Below are 17619 nucleotides of genomic sequence, written 5' to 3'. Positions count from 1 at the left end.
CCGAAAGACTGAAACCGCACCCGTCATCAAGCGCCCACACTTATCGGCTGTTAGTTTTTAAAGAGCACATCGCAAGAGCTACATCAACTTCCGTCTTGCGTCGCTGCATCAGCAGCAGAGAAACGAGATTATGAAGAACATTTCGGTTCGTGTCAACAAGAATTCGAAGCTTCTTTTTCTCACTGACCGCTCAGAGCCTTCTACAACCTACTCCAAGCACACCACCCATGCCACCTGCTCCCGCCTCCTTCGCGTTCATCGAATCGCGAAGGAACGGAATTCTAGTTAGTGAATCCCGGTTCCGCAAGGGGAGATGCGAAATTCTTAGGCCATCCGGCGCACGATCGCATCCTGCCGATCGACGTGTTGCAACGCCGCAGGATGAAGCAGCCCGCCAAGCGACTACAATTAAAGGTTCACCGCACCAATTCACTCTAATATCGATATGCGCTCGCGAATCGCAAAACGTCTTCCCCCGGATGCCGACAAGCTCGTCAGCCTCTCCCTCGCGCTTTTCGCGTCCGGTAGCCGTATCGAGGATCGCTTCTGGGAAGCTCGCCTCGACACGCTCATCGCCAAACTCGTGCGCAACGGCAACCAGACGACGCTCGACGCCGCGCTCGACCACCTGCAGCAGAATCATCCGGACGCTTACGGCGCGCTCGCCGATATGGCCGAGACGCACAGCGAGTCGTTCAGAGTCGACATCGACGGCGCACCGCACGAAGCATTGCTCATTGCCGCGCCGGTGCTCGCGTGGACGCGCTACGCGATCCCGTCGGGCGCGCTCAAAGGCGACGCGGTCGACGCGCTGCGCACGCAGATGCAAGCGCACGTGCTGGCAGCCGACGCACGCGTGGCCGTCGCGCCTTATCTGTACAGCATCGACCAATTGCCACGGCACCATGTGGATACGTCGCGCCTCGCGCAACAGTTGCTGCAAACGGTGACGAACGGCAGCGTCGCACGTTTGAATCTGTCCGATCTCCCGGAAACCTCGCCAATTCTCGCGGATCCGCGATTTCTATTGGCGCTCGTCGTCGTGCCGGCCGGAGCGGCGTTCTTTCGTTGGCAGGAAGACGAAAACGGCAGCCGCGTGGAGCGAGGTCAATGCCTCGAACAGTGGGCCGCGCAAGGCGGACCGAGCTTCGCCGCCATCCTGCCGGGCTGCGAGTTCGAGTGCCTGCTCCCCGACGCCTACTACTCCGCCTGCCGCGATGCAGATGAACAAGTTCGTCCGCACACCGTGCGCACGGCCGTCCGATATCTGTTCGACACGCTCGGCACCGCGCCCCAGGATTTGCGCGCGGTCATCGCCGGCTTTGGCGAACAACGTGTCGATGAATATCGCATCGGCTTCACGCGTCGCGGCAGCAACGATGTGATCTACGGAGTCGTGTGGCCACTCTACGGACGCGAAAACGGGGAACTGGAGATGGACGAAGATCCGGTCGATCTCGAGGGTGCCAATGGCCCGGTGGAAGAAATCGTCGAGTTGCTGAAGAAAACAGGCGTCTCGGACGTGCGCCGCCATGCGGGACGCTTCGAACCGGAGTTTTGCGATGACTGCGGCGTGCCGCTCTATGCCGATCCGCTCGGCGAGATCGTTCATGCCGAAATGCCTGAAGATGCTGAGCCCGCGCAGCCACATTTCCATTAACGCTGCCTAGCAGCAGTCAATTGGCTCGAAAAGAACCCCGCCGCGTGCGGGGTTTTGTGTATTTATGCCTATGCCATTCGGATAGGGGGCCGAATCACCTCAAATTTGTAAATATACCCACTGACGCCGATGTACTCCGGCGCCGAGTCCCGGAGCCACCGGGCAACGGGTGTATCAACAAGAGGTGAAGCATGATAATCAACATCATTGGTTCCGACGCGGAGCGCCGGGCGGGCCTAAAAACATTGCTGCGCCGCGTTGCGCGCCAGGCACAATTCATCGAGGCGAAGGATTGGAGACAAGCCCGTTCCACCTTGAAACGCTCCTCCCCCGACATGATCGTGATCGACTGGGCGCCCGAGCTGCGCACCGGCGACTTGCAGATCCTGCTCGACGACGCGCCCGACGTCCCGGCCGCCATCATGGTCGACCGGTGCGGCGCCGCGCTTCTACGCGCTGATGAGCGTCGGTGTAATGGGCGTGATTCCGCGCGCCCTCGATCCCATCCTGATACTTCGCGCGCTGGAGATGGTGCTCGTCGGTGGTCACTATATTCCGCCAGATGTCGTCGACCCGGAACTGACGCTCGAACTGACCACGCGCCGTATTCGAGATAGCGTCAGGCTGCCGCACAAGATCCGCCATCGTCCGACGCTGTCGCCGCGACAGCAGCAGATCATGCGATGCGTGCACATGGGCAGCACGAACAAGATGATCGCCAAGACGCTCGGCATCAGCGAAGGGACGGTGAAAATCCACCTTGCAAGTATCTTCCAGCAACTGGGCGCGACGAATCGCGCCGCCGCCGTCGCGATCTACAACGGTGTGCAGAACACATATCTCGAAATTCTGCGCTGCGGACGCGAGAAATCGGCGGGCGCCGTATCGGGTCAGCCCGGCGTGATTCCACTGCGCCGGCCACGGACGCGCTATCCGTCGCTTCTCGACAACGACGCGGCCGCGCTTCCGATGGCCGCCGAGCCTGAATCAACGTTCTAGCAACAATCGAGACAAACGGGTCCGTCCTTTGCGCACACGTTTTCGGCGCAACGAGTAATATGCAAGGCATGGGGTTCTTCTACACACCGCTACCGCTTTGGCTAACCGTCGGCAGCTGGATCGTCGCCGCGGGCATGCTCGCGCTCGCCCTGCTGCAGCGTCCGTTCGCTCGGCTGCAGGACGCCACGCTGCAGAACGTGTGGCTGGGCGTCATCGTTGCGATCTCGGTGCTGTGGGCGTGCAACGCATGGTTCGACGACGGACCCGTCATCCATCTATTGGGCGCGACGCTCATGGTCACGCTGTTCGACTGGCGGCTCGCGCTCATCGGTACGGCTGCGACCACGGGTCTCGCCGCTGTCGTGCTCGATGCTTCGTGGCTATCGGTCGCGACCACCTATCTCCTCTTCGGCGCATTGCCCGTCGCGGTGTCGACCTTGCTCCAGCGGCTGAGCAACGCGTGGTTGCCGCGCAATCTTTTCACCTTCATCGCCGGACATGGGTTCATCACGTCGGCGATTGCGGTGGCGGCCGCCTGCGGCGCAACCATCGCGCTCGAAATGGCGCTCGCCGGCGGCCCGGTCATCGTGCCCCCGGCCTTCACGCGAGGCTCGCTGCTGCTGGGCGCTGGCGAGGCGCTCTTCACCGGCCTGCTCACCATTCTGATCACGGTGTACAAACCCGCGTGGATCACCACGTATGACGTGCGCCGCTATCGCCTCGACCGCGGGCCGCGCGTCTAATTCTCTCGAAACGCATCCGCTCGTTGCTATCAGCGTCGTCGAATATCGGATTCAAGGCGGTCGGTGCGCGCGCAAAGTACGATAAGATTGAACTACCTCCCTATACGGCGCATCTTACTTGGCCGTGTCTTCTTAGCGCCAGACTTGATGGAAAGTAACTACGCACCGCGCCGGCTCCTGCGGCTCGTCGGCCGGTTGGCGGTATGCGCATCGTTGGCATGCGCCGTATCCGCTTTTGCCGATTCGCTCGACGAGCGCAACGAACTGATTCATCACTTCGTCACCGATTTCAACGCCAACCCGCTTGTCGCGGATTGCGCTGCGCACGGCAACTTCATCGCCAGCACGTCGGCGGCTTTCGATCGAGTCGAGTTTCCACCCGCCTCGTTCGATGCCTCGCATTCCGCGATCGAGCCATGGAACGATTCGTTCGACGAGAAAAAGCAGCGAATCAAAGTGGACAACGTCGTGACCGTCGAAGGTCAAGGCCTGCCCAAGGATAGCGACCGAGACTCCACTCCGCTCAAGTTCCGCTGCGGCTATGTCGGCAGCCAGATGCTCGCCTTCGGCTGGAACGATCCCGTCCCGCCGTTGCGCGCTCGCGCCGAACCACACTCGACGCGCGCCACCAAGAGCAAACACGGCGCGAAGACGAAGGCGACATCGGGCAAGACAAAGTCCTCGACCAAACCCTCGACCCAGTCGACGAAGAAGACGACCAAGAAGCACTAGCCGGCTCGTCTCGCGGTAAAGCACGATCAAAAAGGGCGTGGCCACATGAAGCGGCCACGCCCTTTTTACGTCAGCGGCGACTACCCGTTCTCAGGCGCCGAACGCCTGCAGATGCCACAGGATGGCCTGAAGCATCGATGCGCCGAGCGCCGCGCTACGCGCGCCGTTCCCGCCGACGCTCTCGTCCGGCAGATTCGCATTGTCCTTGAACGGCATTTCCAGCGTGAGCGACAGGCATTTGTACTCGTTGCCGATGTACTTCGACGCGAGCTTGAGCGCATCTGTCTGATACTTGCTCGACTCGTAGCCGTGAACGTCTTGAAAATCCGGGCTCGCCTGCTTGAAGAAATCGACGAACGCCTTCTGTTCCTTCGCCTGTTGCTCGGTGAAGCCCGGCAGCATCTCCGAGCCCGCGACGAACACATAGGGAATGGCTTCGTCGCCGTGGATGTCGAAGAACAGGTCGCAGCCGGTCTCCTCGATCGCCTCGCGCACGGCGAGCACTTCCGGGCTGCGCTGTGCGCTCGGCTCCATCCATTCGCGGTTCAGGTTGGCGCCCGCCGCGTTGGTGCGCAGGTTGCCAAGCGCGCTGCCGTCCGGATTCATGTTCGGCACGATATGGAAAATGGCCCGTTCGAAGAGCGCGCGCGCCACCGGATCGCCCACCCAGTCGCCGAAGCCCGCAAGACGCTTCACGAGTCCTTCGACGAACCATTCGGCCATCGTCTCGCCCGGATGCTGGCGCGCGATGATCCAGATCTTCTTCTTCGGCTCGGCGTCGTCGAAATCCGGGATGCCGAGCGAAAGCACCGACATCGGCCGGCCCTGGACCGTGCTGCCGAGTTCGGTCAGTGTCGCGAGCGGCATCTGCTGAACCGCACCGAGAAACTCCGAGTGACGTTCCTCGCTGTACGGCTCGAAATACGCGTAATAAATGCGATCGAAGTCGGGCGTGTGGTCGATCTTCATCACCTGCCCGTCGTACTCCGTCGACACGCGGAACCAGTTCACGCGGTCGTAACTCGCGACCGCCTCATAGTCGCGCCAGCCTTCGGGAAACGCGCACTGCGCCGCGTTTTCGAAGGTCATCACGAGACGTTCGCCGCGTGCGCCCGTCACGCGGAAATAGAACCATTGCGCGAAGTCCGCGTGCGAATCGGGACGAATGCGCAGGCGAATGTCGGCGGGTTCGTCGGCGTTGAGGACTTCGATCGCGCCCGCGTCGAAGTTGCTTGAAATGGAGAGAGTCATCTGCGTTTCCTTGTGTGCTCGCCGCGCGGGTCTCATTCCGCGACGCGGCGACGAAATACGTATGTCGTGTCGTTCGACGCCTTCGCATCGAACGCGTAGCCTTCGCTGTCGAAGCCCTTGAGCGCCTCGGGCTCGTCGATGCGATTCTCCACCGCATAACGCGCCATCATCCCTCGCGCGCGCTTCGCATGAAAGCTGATGATCTTGTAGCGCCCGCCCTTCCAGTCCTCGAACACGGGCGAGATGACCGGAGCCGCGAGCAACTTCGGCTTGACCGACTTGAAATATTCCTGCGACGCGCAGTTCACCAGCACGCGCGCGCCCCGCTGCTTCTGCAACTGCTCGTTGAGCGACGCGGTGATGCGCTCGCCCCAGAACGCGTACAGGTCCTTGCCGCGCGCATTCGGAAATTTCGTGCCCATTTCGAGCCGATACGGCTGCAGCAAATCGAGCGGCCGCAACAAACCGTACAGCCCCGACAGCACGCGCACGTGATTCTGCGCGAAATCGAGATCGCGGGCGGACAGCGACTTCGCCGCGAAACCTTCGTACACGTCGCCGTTGAACGCGAGCACCGCCTGCTTGGAATTTTGCGCGTCGAAGGTCTTCGACCAGTCCGCGTAACGCTGAAAGTTCAGCGCCGCGAGCGGGTCCGAAATGCCCATCATGCCGCCGATCTGCTGCGGTGAAAGTTCGCGCAGCCCGTGGATCAATTCGGCGGCGTCGTCGACGAATTGCGGCAGCGTGTGTTTCTCGATATGGGCGGGCGTCTCGTAGTCGAGCGATTTGGCGGGCGAGAGAACGATTATCATGGAGGCTCGCCGGCACGCCGCCGACGATAATTGGCATAAACCCCTGATTGTATCGAATGGATAACTCCGCCGCGCCGCTGCTCTCGCCGATGCGCGTGGTGCTCGATTCGAACGTGTGGATCGACATCCTCGTGTTCGACGACCCCGCCACGCGTCCGATTCACGCCGCTCTCGAAGCGCGCACGCTCGAAGCGCTCATCGACGAGCGCTGCCTCAGGGAACTCACGCACGTGCTCGACTATCCGCAGTTCGTGCGCATGGAGGTCGACAAAACGGCCGCGCTCGCGTGCATCGCGCGCTTGACGACGCTCGTCGCCGCGACCATCGACGAAAACGCGCGACCGCTGCCCAAATGCAAGGACCGCGACGATCAGAAGTTTCTGGAACTCGCGCACGCCTCGGGCGCCGCGTGGCTCGTCTCGAAGGACCGCGCGGTGTTGAAACTCGCGCGCCGCATCGCCCGCGACTTTGCGTTTCGCATCGCCGAGCCGAAACCGTTCGTTATCGAATTCGAGACGCAGGCGGCCATCGGCTGACGGTGTCTTAAAATAGTCGCGAGCCAAATTCAACGCCCATCCGACCATGAATACCACGCACGAATTGCCGCCGACACCGCCCGAGCTTTCCTTCCCGTCGCGTCTGCCCAACGTGGGCACGACCATCTTCACCGTGATGAGCGCGCTCGCGGCGCAAAAGGGCGCGGTGAATCTCGGCCAGGGCTTCCCCGATTTCGATTGCGACGCGCGCATCGTCGATGCGGTCGCGGCGGCCATGCGCGAAGGCCACAATCAATATCCGCCGATGGCCGGGGCCGCGCCTTTGCGCCAGGCGATCGCGCGCAAGATCGACACGCTCTACGGCCGCGCGTACAACCCCGACACCGAAATCACCGTGACCGCCGGCGCGACGCAGGCGCTGCTCACGGCGATTTTGTGCTGCGTGCATCCGGGCGACGAGGTCATCGTCATCGAGCCGATGTACGACAGCTACGTGCCGTCGATCGAACTCGCGGGCGGCACGCCGGTGTTCGTGTCGCTCGAAGCGCCCGACTACGCGCTGCCCTTCGACAAGATCGCCGCCGCGATCACGCCGAAGACGCGCCTTCTCATGATCAACACGCCGCACAACCCGACCGGGCGCGTGTGGCGCGCGGAGGACATGAAGAAGCTCGAAGAGGTCGTGCGCGACACCAACGTGCTGATCCTCTCCGACGAAGTCTACGAACACATGGTCTACGACGGCGCGCCGCACGAAAGCGTCTCGCGTTATCCGGAACTCGCGAAACGCAGCTTCGTCGTGTCGAGCTTCGGCAAGACGTTTCATGTGACGGGCTGGAAAGTCGGCTACGTGGCCGCGCCCGCCGCGTTGACGGCCGAATTCCGCAAGGTGCATCAGTTCAACGTGTTCACCGTGAACACGCCGATGCAGATCGGCCTCGCGCATTATCTCGAAGACCCGAAGCCGTATCTGGAACTGCCCGCGTTCTATCAGAAGAAGCGCGATTTCTTCCGCGAAGGCCTCGCGAAGACACGCTTCTCGCTGTTGCCGTCCGAAGGCACGTATTTCCAGTGCGTCGACTATTCGAAGATCAGCGACATGTCCGAAGCCGATTTCTCGCAATGGCTTACCGGGGAAATCGGCGTCGCGGCGATTCCGGTGTCGGCGTTCTATCACGAGAGCCATGAATCGGGCGTCGTGCGCTTTTGCTTCGCGAAGAAGGAAGAAACGCTCGCGCTCGCGCTCGAACGCCTCGCCCGACTCTGAGCGACGGCGCGCCCGCCAGCCGCATCAAACCCGACGCCGCGCGCGTTCCCATTTTTGAGGAGCAGGGTCGCATCATGAGTCAGCACGAATACACGATTCAAACGCTCGGTATCGTCGGCAGCGGGGCAATGGGGCGCGGCATCGCGCAGATCGCGGCGCTCGGCGGGCTGAACGTGCACATCTACGATATGAACCCGAAAGCGCTCGCCGCGGCGCGCGAGTATTTGACGGACACGCTCGCGAAGCTCACCGCGAAGGGCAAGCTCAAGGAAGCCGACGCGCATGCGGCGCTCGCGCGCATCCGCGATGCGGGCGACACCGGCGAGCTCTCCGATTGCGACGCGATCGTGGAGGCGATCGTCGAGAATCTCGACCTCAAGCGCGAACTGTTTCGCGAGCTCGAAGCCGTGGTCGGCGAGCACTGCATTCTGGCGTCGAACACATCGTCGCTGTCGATCACCGCGATCGCCGCCGGCTGCGCGCGTCCCGAGCGCGTCGCGGGCTTTCACTTCTTCAATCCCGTGCCGTTGATGCGCGTCGTCGAAGTCATCGACGGACTGCGCGGCGACCCGCGCGCGGGCGACGCACTGACGGACCTCGCGCGCCGCATGGGTCACACGCCGGTGCGCGCGAAGGACATGCCGGGCTTCGTCGTCAATCACGCGGGGCGCGGCATGAACACCGAAGGTCTGCGCGTGGCGAGCGAAGGCGTCGCGAGCTTCGCGGATATCGACCGCATCATGCGCGAGCAGGCGGGCTTTCGGCTCGGGCCGTTCGAGTTGCTCGACCTCACCGCGCTCGACGTATCGCATCCGGTGATGGAATCGATCTATCACCAGTTTTATGAAGAGCCGCGCTTCAAGCCGTCGCCGATCACGGGCACGCGGCTCGCGGGCGGGCTCATCGGGCGGAAGGCGGGCGTCGGCTTTTACCGGTATGTCGATGGCAAGCAGGACGTACCGCCGGAGCCCGCCGCGCCGACGCAACTGCCGGCGCGCGTCTGGATCAGCCGCGCCTCGCACGAAGGACGCGAGCAAGTTCTGAAGCTGATCGCCCAATGCGATTGCTCGGTGCACATCGACGCGGGCCACACGCCCGAGCCGGATTCGCTGATCATCGTGACGCCGCTCGGCTTCGATGCGACCACGGCCGCGGTCAGCGAGCACCTCGATGCGACGCGCGTCGTCGCCGTCGATACGCTCTTCCCGCTCGACACCGTCGCGCGCCGCACGATCATGACGACGCCCGCGACCTCGCCCGCGATGCGCGACGCCGCGCACGCCCTCTTCGCTTTCGACAGCGTGCCCGTCTCCGTGATCCGCGATTCGACCGGCTTCGTCGCGCAACGCGTCGTCGCGACGATCGTGAATATCGGCTGCGACATCGCGCAGCAAGGCATCGCGACGCCCGAGGACATCGATCTCGCCGTGACGCTCGGCCTCGGCTATCCGCACGGCCCGCTCGCGCTCGGGGACACGCTCGGCGCCACGACCATCCTCACGATTCTTCGCAACATCTACACCGTGCTCGGCGATCCGCGCTACCGGCCAACGCCCTGGCTCGCGCGGCGCGCGCAGCTCGGACTTTCGCTTACCCATACGGAGGAGCTCAGATGAGCGCCGAACTTCTGACAGCCCGTCCCGCGGGCAGCGACACCACGCTCGTGCTCAAGTTGTCCAATCCCGGCGCGCGCAACGCGCTGCATCCGGACATGTACGCGGCCGGCATCGAAGCGTTGAACACGGCGGAGCGCGACAACAGCGTGCGCGCGATCGTGCTGACCGGCGCGGACAACTTCTTTTGCGCGGGCGGCAACCTGAATCGCCTGCTGGAAAACCGCGCGAAGGACCCGTCGGTGCAAGGTGACAGCATCGATCTCCTGGCCGAATGGATCAGCGCGTTGCGCGCATCGACGAAGCCGATTATCGCGGCCGTCGAAGGCGCGGCGGCCGGCGCGGGCTTTTCGCTCGCGCTCGCGTGCGATCTGATCGTCGCCGCCGACGACGCCCGATTCGTCATGTCCTATGCGCGCGTCGGCCTGACGCCTGATGGCGGCGCATCGTGGTTTCTGTCGCGCACGTTGCCGCGCACGCTCGCGAGCGAAGTGCTGCTCGAAGCGAAGCCGATCGGCGCGGCGCGACTGCATGAAGTCGGCGTCGTGAACCGGCTGACGAAGAAAGGCATCGCGCTCGATGCGGCGATCGCGTGGGCCGACGATCTCGGCAGCGTCTCGCCGAAAGCGATGGCGCGCATCAAGTCGCTCATCAACGCCGCCGAGTTGCAACCGCTCGCCGCACATCTCGACATGGAACGCGACAGCTTCGTCGATGCGCTCCATCACGGCGACGCGCTCGAAGGCATCACCGCGTTCCTCGAAAAGCGCCAGCCGAACTATCGTTAAGCTCATGGCTCAGTACCAACTGCCGAAGCGCCGGCGCATCTTTCTGATGCGTCATGGCGACGTCACCTATTTCGACGACAGCGGGCGCGCGATCGATCCCGAAAGCGTGCCGCTCAACGCGCGCGGACGCGAAGAAGCGAGCGCGGCGGGCCGCGAGTTCGCCGCGGGGAATGTCCGCTTCGATCGCGTGATCGCGAGCGGGCTTCCGCGCACGCTCGAAACGGCGCAACGCGTGCTCGAAGCGACGAGCCAGAGCATCGACGTCGAAGTGTGGCCCGAGTGGCAGGAAATTCGCGGCGGCAAACTCAAGGACCTCACCGTGTCGGACATCGAGCGCGCGTTTCTCTCGGTGTTCGATGGCGTCGTGCCGGAAGAAACGCGCTTTCTCGGCGGCGAAACGATCGGCGAATTGCTCGATCGCGCGCTGCCGGCGGTTGCGCGCCTGCGCGAGGACCGCTCGTGGGACACGGTGCTGCTCGTGCTGCACGGCGGCGTCAATCGGGCGCTGCTTTCGCATGCGATCACCGCAGGCGGGCGCGCGTTCTTCGGGCATCTGTCGCAGGCGACGGGCTGCATCAACGCGCTCGATGTCGGCGACAAACCGGCCGATTGGGTCGTGCATGCGATCAATCATTCGCCGCCCTCGCCGCTGCACGCCGACGTGCGCAACACGACGATGGAACTGCTCTACGCGCAATTCGTCCGCTACAAGGCCGGCGACATGAACTGAAGCAGCAGTCTGGAGGAGACGATGCAGAACAACGAGACTCAAAAGCAGTCCGATTTCACCGCGTTCGAAGGAACGCGACCCGTGCAGGACACGCAGCGTTTCGATACCGATGCGCTCGTGTCGTGGCTCGCGGCGAACGTCGATGGCTTCGACGGTCCGCTGACGATCGAACAATTCGCGGGCGGCCAGTCGAATCCGACGTTCAAGCTCGTCACGCCCGCGCGCAGTTATGTGATGCGCGCGAAGCCCGGCCCGGCGGCGAAGCTCTTGCCGTCCGCGCATGCGATCGAGCGCGAATATCGCGTGATGGACGCGCTCGCCGCCACCGATGTTCCCGTCGCGCGCATGCTCGCGCTCTGCGAGGACGAGAGCGTGATCGGCCGCGCGTTCTATGTCATGGAATTCGTGCAGGGCCGCGTGCTGTGGGATCAATCGCTGCCGGGCATGACGCCCGCCGAACGCGCCGCGATCTACGACGAAACGAATCGCGTGATCGCCGCGCTGCATACGGTCGATGTCGACGCCGCCGGCCTGTCGGGTTACGGCAAGCCGGGCAACTACTTCGAGCGGCAGATCGGGCGCTGGAGCAAGCAGTATGTCGCCTCCGAAACCGAGAAGATCGACGCGATGCGTCGCCTGATCGACTGGCTGCCGCGACACATTCCGCAAACGCAGAACACGCGCGTGAGCGTCGTGCATGGCGACTTCCGGCTCGACAATCTCATCTTCCATCCGAGCGAGCCGCGCGTGCTCGCCGTGCTCGACTGGGAATTGTCGACGCTCGGCGATCCGCTCGCCGATTTCGCGTATCACTGCATGGCGTGGCATGTCGATCCGTCGCAGTTTCGCGGCATCGCCGGACTCGACTGGAGCGCGCTCGGCATTCCCGACGAAGCCGAATACGTGAAGCGCTATTGCGCACGCACGGGCTTTGCGATCGAAGGCGACTGGAACTTCTATCTCGCCTACAACATGTTTCGCATCGCCGCGATTCTGCAGGGCATCATGAAGCGCGTCGTCGATGGCACCGCTGCGAGCGCGCAAGCCATCGATGCGGGCAAGCGCGCGCGACCGATGGCCGAACTCGCGTGGCAATACGCGCAAAAAGCCGGCGCATAAAAGGAGACGACCGCATGAACTTCGACTACACGCCCAAGGTGCAGGCGTTGCGCGAGAAGCTGCTCGCTTTCTTCGATCTCCACATTTATCCGAACGAGCGCGCTTACGCCGACGAAATCGCGGCGAATCGCGCGGCGGGCAACGCGTGGATTCCGACGCGCCTGATCGAAGGCCTGAAGGAACGAGCGCGCGCCGAAGGACTATGGAATCTCTTTCTCCCCGCATCGGCGCGTGGCGCCGGCCTGACGAATCTCGAATACGCGCCGCTGTGCGAAATCATGGGCTGCGTGCCGTGGGCGCCCGAAGTCTTTAATTGCAGCGCGCCCGATACCGGCAACATGGAAACCATCGAGCGCTACGGCACCGATGCGCAAAAATCGGAGTGGCTCGAACCGCTGTTGCGCGGCGAAATCCGTTCGGCGTTTCTGATGACGGAGCCGGAAGTCGCGTCGTCGGATGCGACCAACATCCGCTGCAGCATCACGCGCGAGGGCGACAGTTACGTGATCGACGGCCACAAATGGTGGTCGTCGGGCGCGGGCGATCCGCGCTGCAAGGTGTATATCGTGATGGGCAAGAGCGACGTCGACGCACCGAAACACGCACAGCAATCGATGATTCTCGTGCCCGCCGACGCGAGCGGCATTACGGTGCATCGGCCATTGAACGTCTTCGGCTACGACGACGCGCCGCACGGTCACATGGACATCACGCTCGATAACGTGCGCGTGCCGGCGGCGAACATGCTGCTCGGCGTCGGACGCGGCTTCGAGATCGCGCAGGGCCGGCTCGGGCCGGGGCGCATTCATCATTGCATGCGCCTGATCGGACTCGCGGAACGCGCGCTCGAACTGATGACGAAGCGCACGCTCGCGCGCGTCGCGTTCGGCAAGCCGATCGCGCTGCATGGCGTGACGCAGGAGCGCATCGCCGAGGCGCGCATCATGATCGAGCAGGCGCGGCTTCTGACGCTCAAGGCCGCCTACATGATGGACACCGTCGGCAACAAGGGCGCGCGCGGCGAGATCGCGATGATCAAGGTCGTCGCGCCGAACGTCGCGTGTCAGGTCATCGACTGGGCGATCCAGGCGCACGGCGCGGGCGGCGTCTGCGACGACTTTCCGCTTGCGTATGCGTACGCATCGGCGCGCACGCTGCGCCTCGCCGACGGCCCCGACGAAGTGCATCGCAATGCGATCGCGAAGCTGGAGCTAGGCAAGTACGCCGAATAAGCGACGACGCCGCGACGCTTATGCCTGCGCGCCCGGACTGGCCGGATCGCGCAGGCCGAAGAGCGCGGCCGAATCGACGGTCAACACCAGGTCGCCATCCTGGTTGTGCGCTTCCCAGCGCGTCTGCACAATGCCGCGATCCGGCTTGCTCTTCGACACGCGCTTGTCGAGCACGCGCACGGTGAGACGCACCGTGTCGCCGACGCGCACCGGCTTGATCCAGCGAATGTTGTCGAGACCGGGCGAGCCCATCGAGGTCGAATCGCCGACCATGTCGCGCACGAGGATGCCCATCATCGCGGAGCACGTGTTCCAGCCGCTCGCGACGAGCCCGCCGAAATGCGACGCCTCGCCCGCCGCCTCCGACAGATGAAAAGGCTGCGGATCGTAGCGCCCGGCGAATTCGACGATCTCCTCTCTCGTGAACGTGTGCGCGCTCAACTGAACGGCGCTGCCGATTTCGAAATCCTCATAGGCGTACTTCATGCGTGGCTCCTCGATGAACGTCAATTTTCGGTCACTGAAAATGCGGGCAGCGCGGCGAAGCGCGCGAGATGATGATCGACGTCGCCGAGCGTCGTCTCGATGATCGACAAGCGCTTGAACCAGTGCGCCGCGGGCAATTCGTTTGTCATGCCCATGCCGCCGTGCAGTTGCACCGCCTGTTGTCCGACGAAGCGCGCGGCCTGCCCGACGCGCGCTTTCGCGGCCGAGACGGCTTGCGCGCGCGTGGCGGGATCGTCGTCGCGATAGCGCGTGGTGGCGAGATACGTGATCGAGCGCGCCTGTTCCGTGTGAATCAGCATGTCGACCATGCGATGCTGCAGCGCCTGAAAGCGCGCGATCGGCATGCCAAATTGCTGACGTTCCTTCGCATACGCGACGGTTGCGCGATTGAGCGCGTCGAGCGCGCCGAGCGCTTCCGCGCACAGCAGAAAGGTCGCGTAGTCGGCGATGCGCTCGAAGGTCGCGGCGCCTTTGTCGTGTCCGCCGAGACGCGTGACCGGCGTTCTGTCGAACGCGAGTGTCGCGGCGCGCTGACCGTCGATCGTGCGGTACTCGGTGACACGTACATTCCCCGCATCTTTCCCGGCGACGAAAAGCGCCACCTCGCCATTCAAACGCGCCGGCACGATCCAGTAGTCGGCCTGCGCGCCATGCTGAACCATCGACTTCGTGCCTTCCAGCGTGAAGCGGTCGCCGTCTGCCGTCGCGGTTGTGCGGAGATCGAAAAGATCGTGGCGTGCGTGCGGCTCGTTGAACGCGACAGCGAGACGAATCTCGCCGCGCCCGGCGCGTTCGAGCAGATCGCCGGCATCCGCGCAAAGCCGCAGCGCTTCGATGCCCACGGCCGTCGCCCAATACGGCTCGACGACGAGCGCGCGGCCCAACTCCTGCATCACGACGAGCATGTCGACCGGACCGCCGTCGAAGCCGCCCTGCGCTTCGGGAACCGGCAGCGCGAGCAAACCGAGCTCGGCGAACGCGCGCCAGTGCTGCTCGTCGACGCCCGCCTCCGACGCGACGATCTTCTGCCGCGCATCGAACGTGTACGCCTTGTCGAGATAACGGGCGAGCGCATCGCGAAACTGCCGCTGTTCATCGCTGAATGTGAAGTCCATGCGCCGCTCCTCAGAGTCCCAGAATCATCTGCGCGATGATGTTCTTTTGAATCTCGTTCGAGCCGCCGTAGATCGATGTCTTGCGAAAGTTGAAGTAGTACGCGGCGAGCGGCGCGGCATCGTCGTCGCCTGTGATGCTGTGCGCGCGAACGCCATCGAGGAACGCGGGATCGAAGGCGGCTGCTTGCGGGCCGATTGCCTCGACCATGAGTTCGGTCAGCGCCTGTTGGACTTCGGTGCCTTTGATCTTGAGCATCGACGCTTCAGGTCCCGGGCCCTTGCCGCCCGCTTCGCTCGCGATCACACGCTGAACCGTCACTTCGAGCGCCATCAATTCGATTTCGAGCGCGGCGACTTTCGCGGCGAAAAGCGGATCGTGCAGGAGCGGCTTGCCGCCTTTGTTGCGATCGAGCGCGAGACGCTTCAGGAAAAGAAGCTCGCGCTTCGATTGCCCGACGCGCGCGATGCCCGTGCGCTCGTGTCCGAGCAGATACTTCGCATACGTCCAGCCGCGATTCTCGTCGCCGACGAGATTCGCCACCGGCACCACGACGTCCTCGAAGAAGACCTCGTTGACTTCGTGGTCCTCGTCGAGCGTGATGAGCGGCCGCACGGTGATGCCGGGCGTATTCATGTCGATCAGGAGGAACGAGATGCCCTCCTGTTTCTTCGCTTCGGGATCGGTGCGCACGAGGCAGAACATCATGTCGGCGTGCTGGCCGAGCGTCGTCCAGGTCTTTTGCCCGTTCACGATGTAGTGCGCCGCTGCGCTCGGCGCGCGTGCGCAACGACGCCAGATCGGAGCCCGAGCCGGGTTCCGAGTAGCCCTGACACCACCAGTCGGTGCCGTCGAGAATGCGTGGCAGATAGCGGGACTTCTGCTCGGCGTTGCCGAACTTCATGAGCACGGGCGCGACCATCGATACACCGAACGGCAGCACCATCGGCGCGCCCGCCCGAGCGCACTCTTCGTCCCAGATATGACGCTGCGTCACGTCCCAGCCGGGGCCGCCGTACTCCTTCGGCCAGGCGACCGCCGACCAGCCGCGCGCCGCGAGCAGCTTATGCCAGCTCGCGTAGTCATCGCGGTTCAGACGCTTGTGATGGAGAACCTTGTCGCGCAGCGCGCGCGGAAGACTGGCTTCGAGCCAGATACGGACGTCGGCGCGAAAGGCGTCGTCGGCGGGGAAATAACTGAGGTCCATGCGCGGTGTCTCCTTCATGGCCCATTCCCGAGCCAGAAAAGAGGCCGCGCGCAAGCGTTACTGCAGCGGCTCTTTCAGTGCGTCCGGAACAGGCAACGGCATCACGTCGATCCCTTCTTCGAGCAAGGCGTGCGTCTCTTCGCGCGTCGTGACGCCGCGAATGTTGCGCGCCGGCGCCTCGTTGTAGTGAATGCGCCGCGCCTCCTCGGCAAACCGGTCGCCCACGTTTTCGGTCTTCTCGATTAGCTCGCGCATGAAATGCAGCGCGCGCGCCTGCAATGCCGCCGCTTCGGGCGCGGCGTCAGTCTGCGCAGCCTGTGGCGCCGCCTCACCTCGCGCGGACGACAGATTCAGGCGCGGCGCCGACGGCATACGGCTCACGTCGGTCGCCGAGCAAACCGGACATGCGACCAGCTTGCGCGACAACTGCGACTCGAACTCCTCGGTCGAGGCGAACCAGCCTTCGAACCGGTGTTCGTGCGAGCACTTTAAATCGAGGACCTTCATGCTGATGGGACTGGGTTGAAGTGTATCTCAAAATCGCGTTTTATGAACGATCGTTCGTAAAACGCGACGAATGTACGGGCGCGTCGGACGGCGAAACATTCATTCTAGCCGCTCGGCCCATGCGATGCCTTTGATGACGCAAAAACGACAAAAGCGGCCATCGCGGCCGCTTTTGCACGCATCCGGGTGACGGACGTTCAATCCACGATCGTCTGACTCAGCTTCCACTCACCCGAGCGGATCTTCTCAAGCCAGAACACGCCGATGATCGTCTTCACGTCGCTGATGCTGCCGTCCTTCACCCAGGCCATAAGTTGAGCTTCATCGGCGATGAAGGTTTCGAGGAACTCGCCGTCGTCGAGTTTCGCGTCGCCCGCATTCAGGCCGCGCGCAAGATAAATGTCGATGAACTCGGTCGAATACGAAATCACCGGATGGATGCGCGTGAGAAACGTCCATTCCCGCGCCGTGTAGCCCGTTTCTTCCTGCAACTCGCGTTTCGCACAAGTCAGTTCGTCCTCGTTGGGATCGAGCTTGCCGGCCGGGAATTCGAGCAGCACGCGGCCCACCGGATAACGAAACTGGCGTTCGAGCAGCACGCGGCCGTCGTCGAAAACGGGCAGGATCATCACCGCGCCGGGATGCTCGACGAACTCCCGCGTCGCGTGCTTGCCGTCGGGTAGTTCGACGGTATCGCGTTTCAACGTGAGGAATTTGCCCTCATGCAGGGTGACGCTCTCGACCTTCTTTTCGATGAGGCCGTCGTCGTTGCCGGGAATCGAGGAATGATCTGCCATCTTGAGCCCTGTGCTTTTTGAAGCAAACAAGCCGCTAACGGCGCG

The 17619-nt window shown here is 63.4% G+C and carries 16 protein-coding genes and 2 pseudogenes; 11 read left to right on the top strand and 7 right to left on the bottom strand.

What is annotated here, in order from left to right; all coding sequences use genetic code 11:
- Positions 1–445: 445 nt before the first annotated feature.
- The 4 genes and pseudogenes from AWB82_RS30715 (at position 446) to AWB82_RS30700 (ending at position 4134) form a co-directional block, all read left to right on the top strand.
- Positions 446–1660, top strand: coding sequence for a DUF2863 family protein (locus AWB82_RS30715; protein WP_086973072.1), 1215 nt, complete (start codon positions 446–448; stop codon positions 1658–1660).
- 191 nt (positions 1661–1851) lie between these two features.
- Positions 1852–2659: pseudogene (locus tag AWB82_RS30710) on the top strand (helix-turn-helix transcriptional regulator).
- Positions 2660–2727: 68 nt separating this feature from the next.
- Positions 2728–3402 (top strand): energy-coupling factor ABC transporter permease, encoded by a 675-nt coding sequence (locus tag AWB82_RS30705; RefSeq protein WP_086973073.1) that lies wholly within the window; start codon positions 2728–2730, stop codon positions 3400–3402.
- Positions 3403–3549: 147 nt separating this feature from the next.
- Positions 3550–4134: a BspC domain-containing protein gene (locus AWB82_RS30700; protein WP_086973071.1), complete on the top strand. Its 585-nt coding sequence runs from the start codon at positions 3550–3552 to the stop codon at positions 4132–4134.
- A gap of 90 nt (positions 4135–4224) precedes the next feature.
- Here AWB82_RS30700 and AWB82_RS30695 read toward each other — a convergent pair whose 3' ends face one another.
- Both AWB82_RS30695 and yaaA read right to left on the bottom strand, forming a co-directional pair.
- Entirely contained in the window at positions 4225–5385 is a 1161-nt protein-coding gene (locus AWB82_RS30695) for a M14 family metallopeptidase (RefSeq protein ID WP_086973070.1), read from the bottom strand.
- A 32-nt stretch (positions 5386–5417) separates the two neighbouring features.
- Complete coding sequence (gene yaaA / locus AWB82_RS30690; protein ID WP_086973069.1) at positions 5418–6197, bottom strand: peroxide stress protein YaaA; 780 nt, start codon at positions 6195–6197, stop codon at positions 5418–5420.
- Positions 6198–6253: 56 nt separating this feature from the next.
- Between yaaA and AWB82_RS30685 the strand changes: the two genes are divergently transcribed.
- From AWB82_RS30685 to AWB82_RS30655, 7 genes are all read left to right on the top strand, one after another.
- Entirely contained in the window at positions 6254–6733 is a 480-nt protein-coding gene (locus AWB82_RS30685) for a putative toxin-antitoxin system toxin component, PIN family (protein WP_086973068.1), read from the top strand.
- A gap of 46 nt (positions 6734–6779) precedes the next feature.
- Positions 6780–7961 carry a pyridoxal phosphate-dependent aminotransferase gene (locus AWB82_RS30680; RefSeq protein WP_086973067.1) on the top strand — a complete coding sequence of 394 codons (1182 nt, stop codon included), beginning with the start codon at positions 6780–6782 and terminating at the stop codon, positions 7959–7961.
- A gap of 74 nt (positions 7962–8035) precedes the next feature.
- Positions 8036–9577 carry a 3-hydroxyacyl-CoA dehydrogenase gene (locus AWB82_RS30675; RefSeq protein WP_086973066.1) on the top strand — a complete coding sequence of 514 codons (1542 nt, stop codon included), beginning with the start codon at positions 8036–8038 and terminating at the stop codon, positions 9575–9577.
- On the top strand, positions 9574–10362 hold the full coding sequence (locus AWB82_RS30670) for an oxepin-CoA hydrolase, alternative type (protein WP_086973065.1): 789 nt from the start codon (positions 9574–9576) through the stop codon (positions 10360–10362). Before AWB82_RS30675 ends, AWB82_RS30670 begins: the two co-directional genes overlap by 4 nt.
- Positions 10363–10366: 4 nt before the next feature.
- Positions 10367–11092: a histidine phosphatase family protein gene (locus tag AWB82_RS30665; protein WP_086973064.1), complete on the top strand. Its 726-nt coding sequence runs from the start codon at positions 10367–10369 to the stop codon at positions 11090–11092.
- Positions 11093–11113: 21 nt separating this feature from the next.
- Positions 11114–12211: a phosphotransferase gene (locus AWB82_RS30660; protein WP_086973063.1), complete on the top strand. Its 1098-nt coding sequence runs from the start codon at positions 11114–11116 to the stop codon at positions 12209–12211.
- Between the two features lie 14 nt (positions 12212–12225).
- Complete coding sequence (locus tag AWB82_RS30655; protein WP_086973062.1) at positions 12226–13443, top strand: acyl-CoA dehydrogenase family protein; 1218 nt, start codon at positions 12226–12228, stop codon at positions 13441–13443.
- 18 nt (positions 13444–13461) lie between these two features.
- On the opposite strand, the gene AWB82_RS30650 is transcribed toward AWB82_RS30655, so the two are convergent.
- The 5 genes and pseudogenes from AWB82_RS30650 to AWB82_RS30630 form a co-directional block, all read right to left on the bottom strand.
- Entirely contained in the window at positions 13462–13929 is a 468-nt protein-coding gene (locus tag AWB82_RS30650; protein ID WP_086973061.1) for a MaoC family dehydratase, read from the bottom strand.
- A gap of 20 nt (positions 13930–13949) precedes the next feature.
- On the bottom strand, positions 13950–15065 hold the full coding sequence (locus AWB82_RS30645) for an acyl-CoA dehydrogenase family protein (RefSeq protein ID WP_086973060.1): 1116 nt from the start codon (positions 15063–15065) through the stop codon (positions 13950–13952).
- A 10-nt stretch (positions 15066–15075) separates the two neighbouring features.
- Positions 15076–16270: pseudogene (locus AWB82_RS30640) on the bottom strand (acyl-CoA dehydrogenase family protein).
- Between the two features lie 57 nt (positions 16271–16327).
- Entirely contained in the window at positions 16328–16777 is a 450-nt protein-coding gene (locus AWB82_RS30635) for a DUF1178 family protein (protein ID WP_086973059.1), read from the bottom strand.
- Positions 16778–16974: 197 nt separating this feature from the next.
- Positions 16975–17574, bottom strand: coding sequence for an NUDIX domain-containing protein (locus AWB82_RS30630; RefSeq protein WP_086973058.1), 600 nt, complete (start codon positions 17572–17574; stop codon positions 16975–16977).
- Positions 17575–17619: the final 45 nt, after the last annotated feature.

The organism is Caballeronia glebae, assembly GCF_001545035.1.
Taxonomy (GTDB): domain Bacteria; phylum Pseudomonadota; class Gammaproteobacteria; order Burkholderiales; family Burkholderiaceae; genus Caballeronia; species Caballeronia glebae.
Note: the sequence above shows the minus strand (reverse complement) of the source record. Positions and strands in the feature narration are given on the sequence as shown.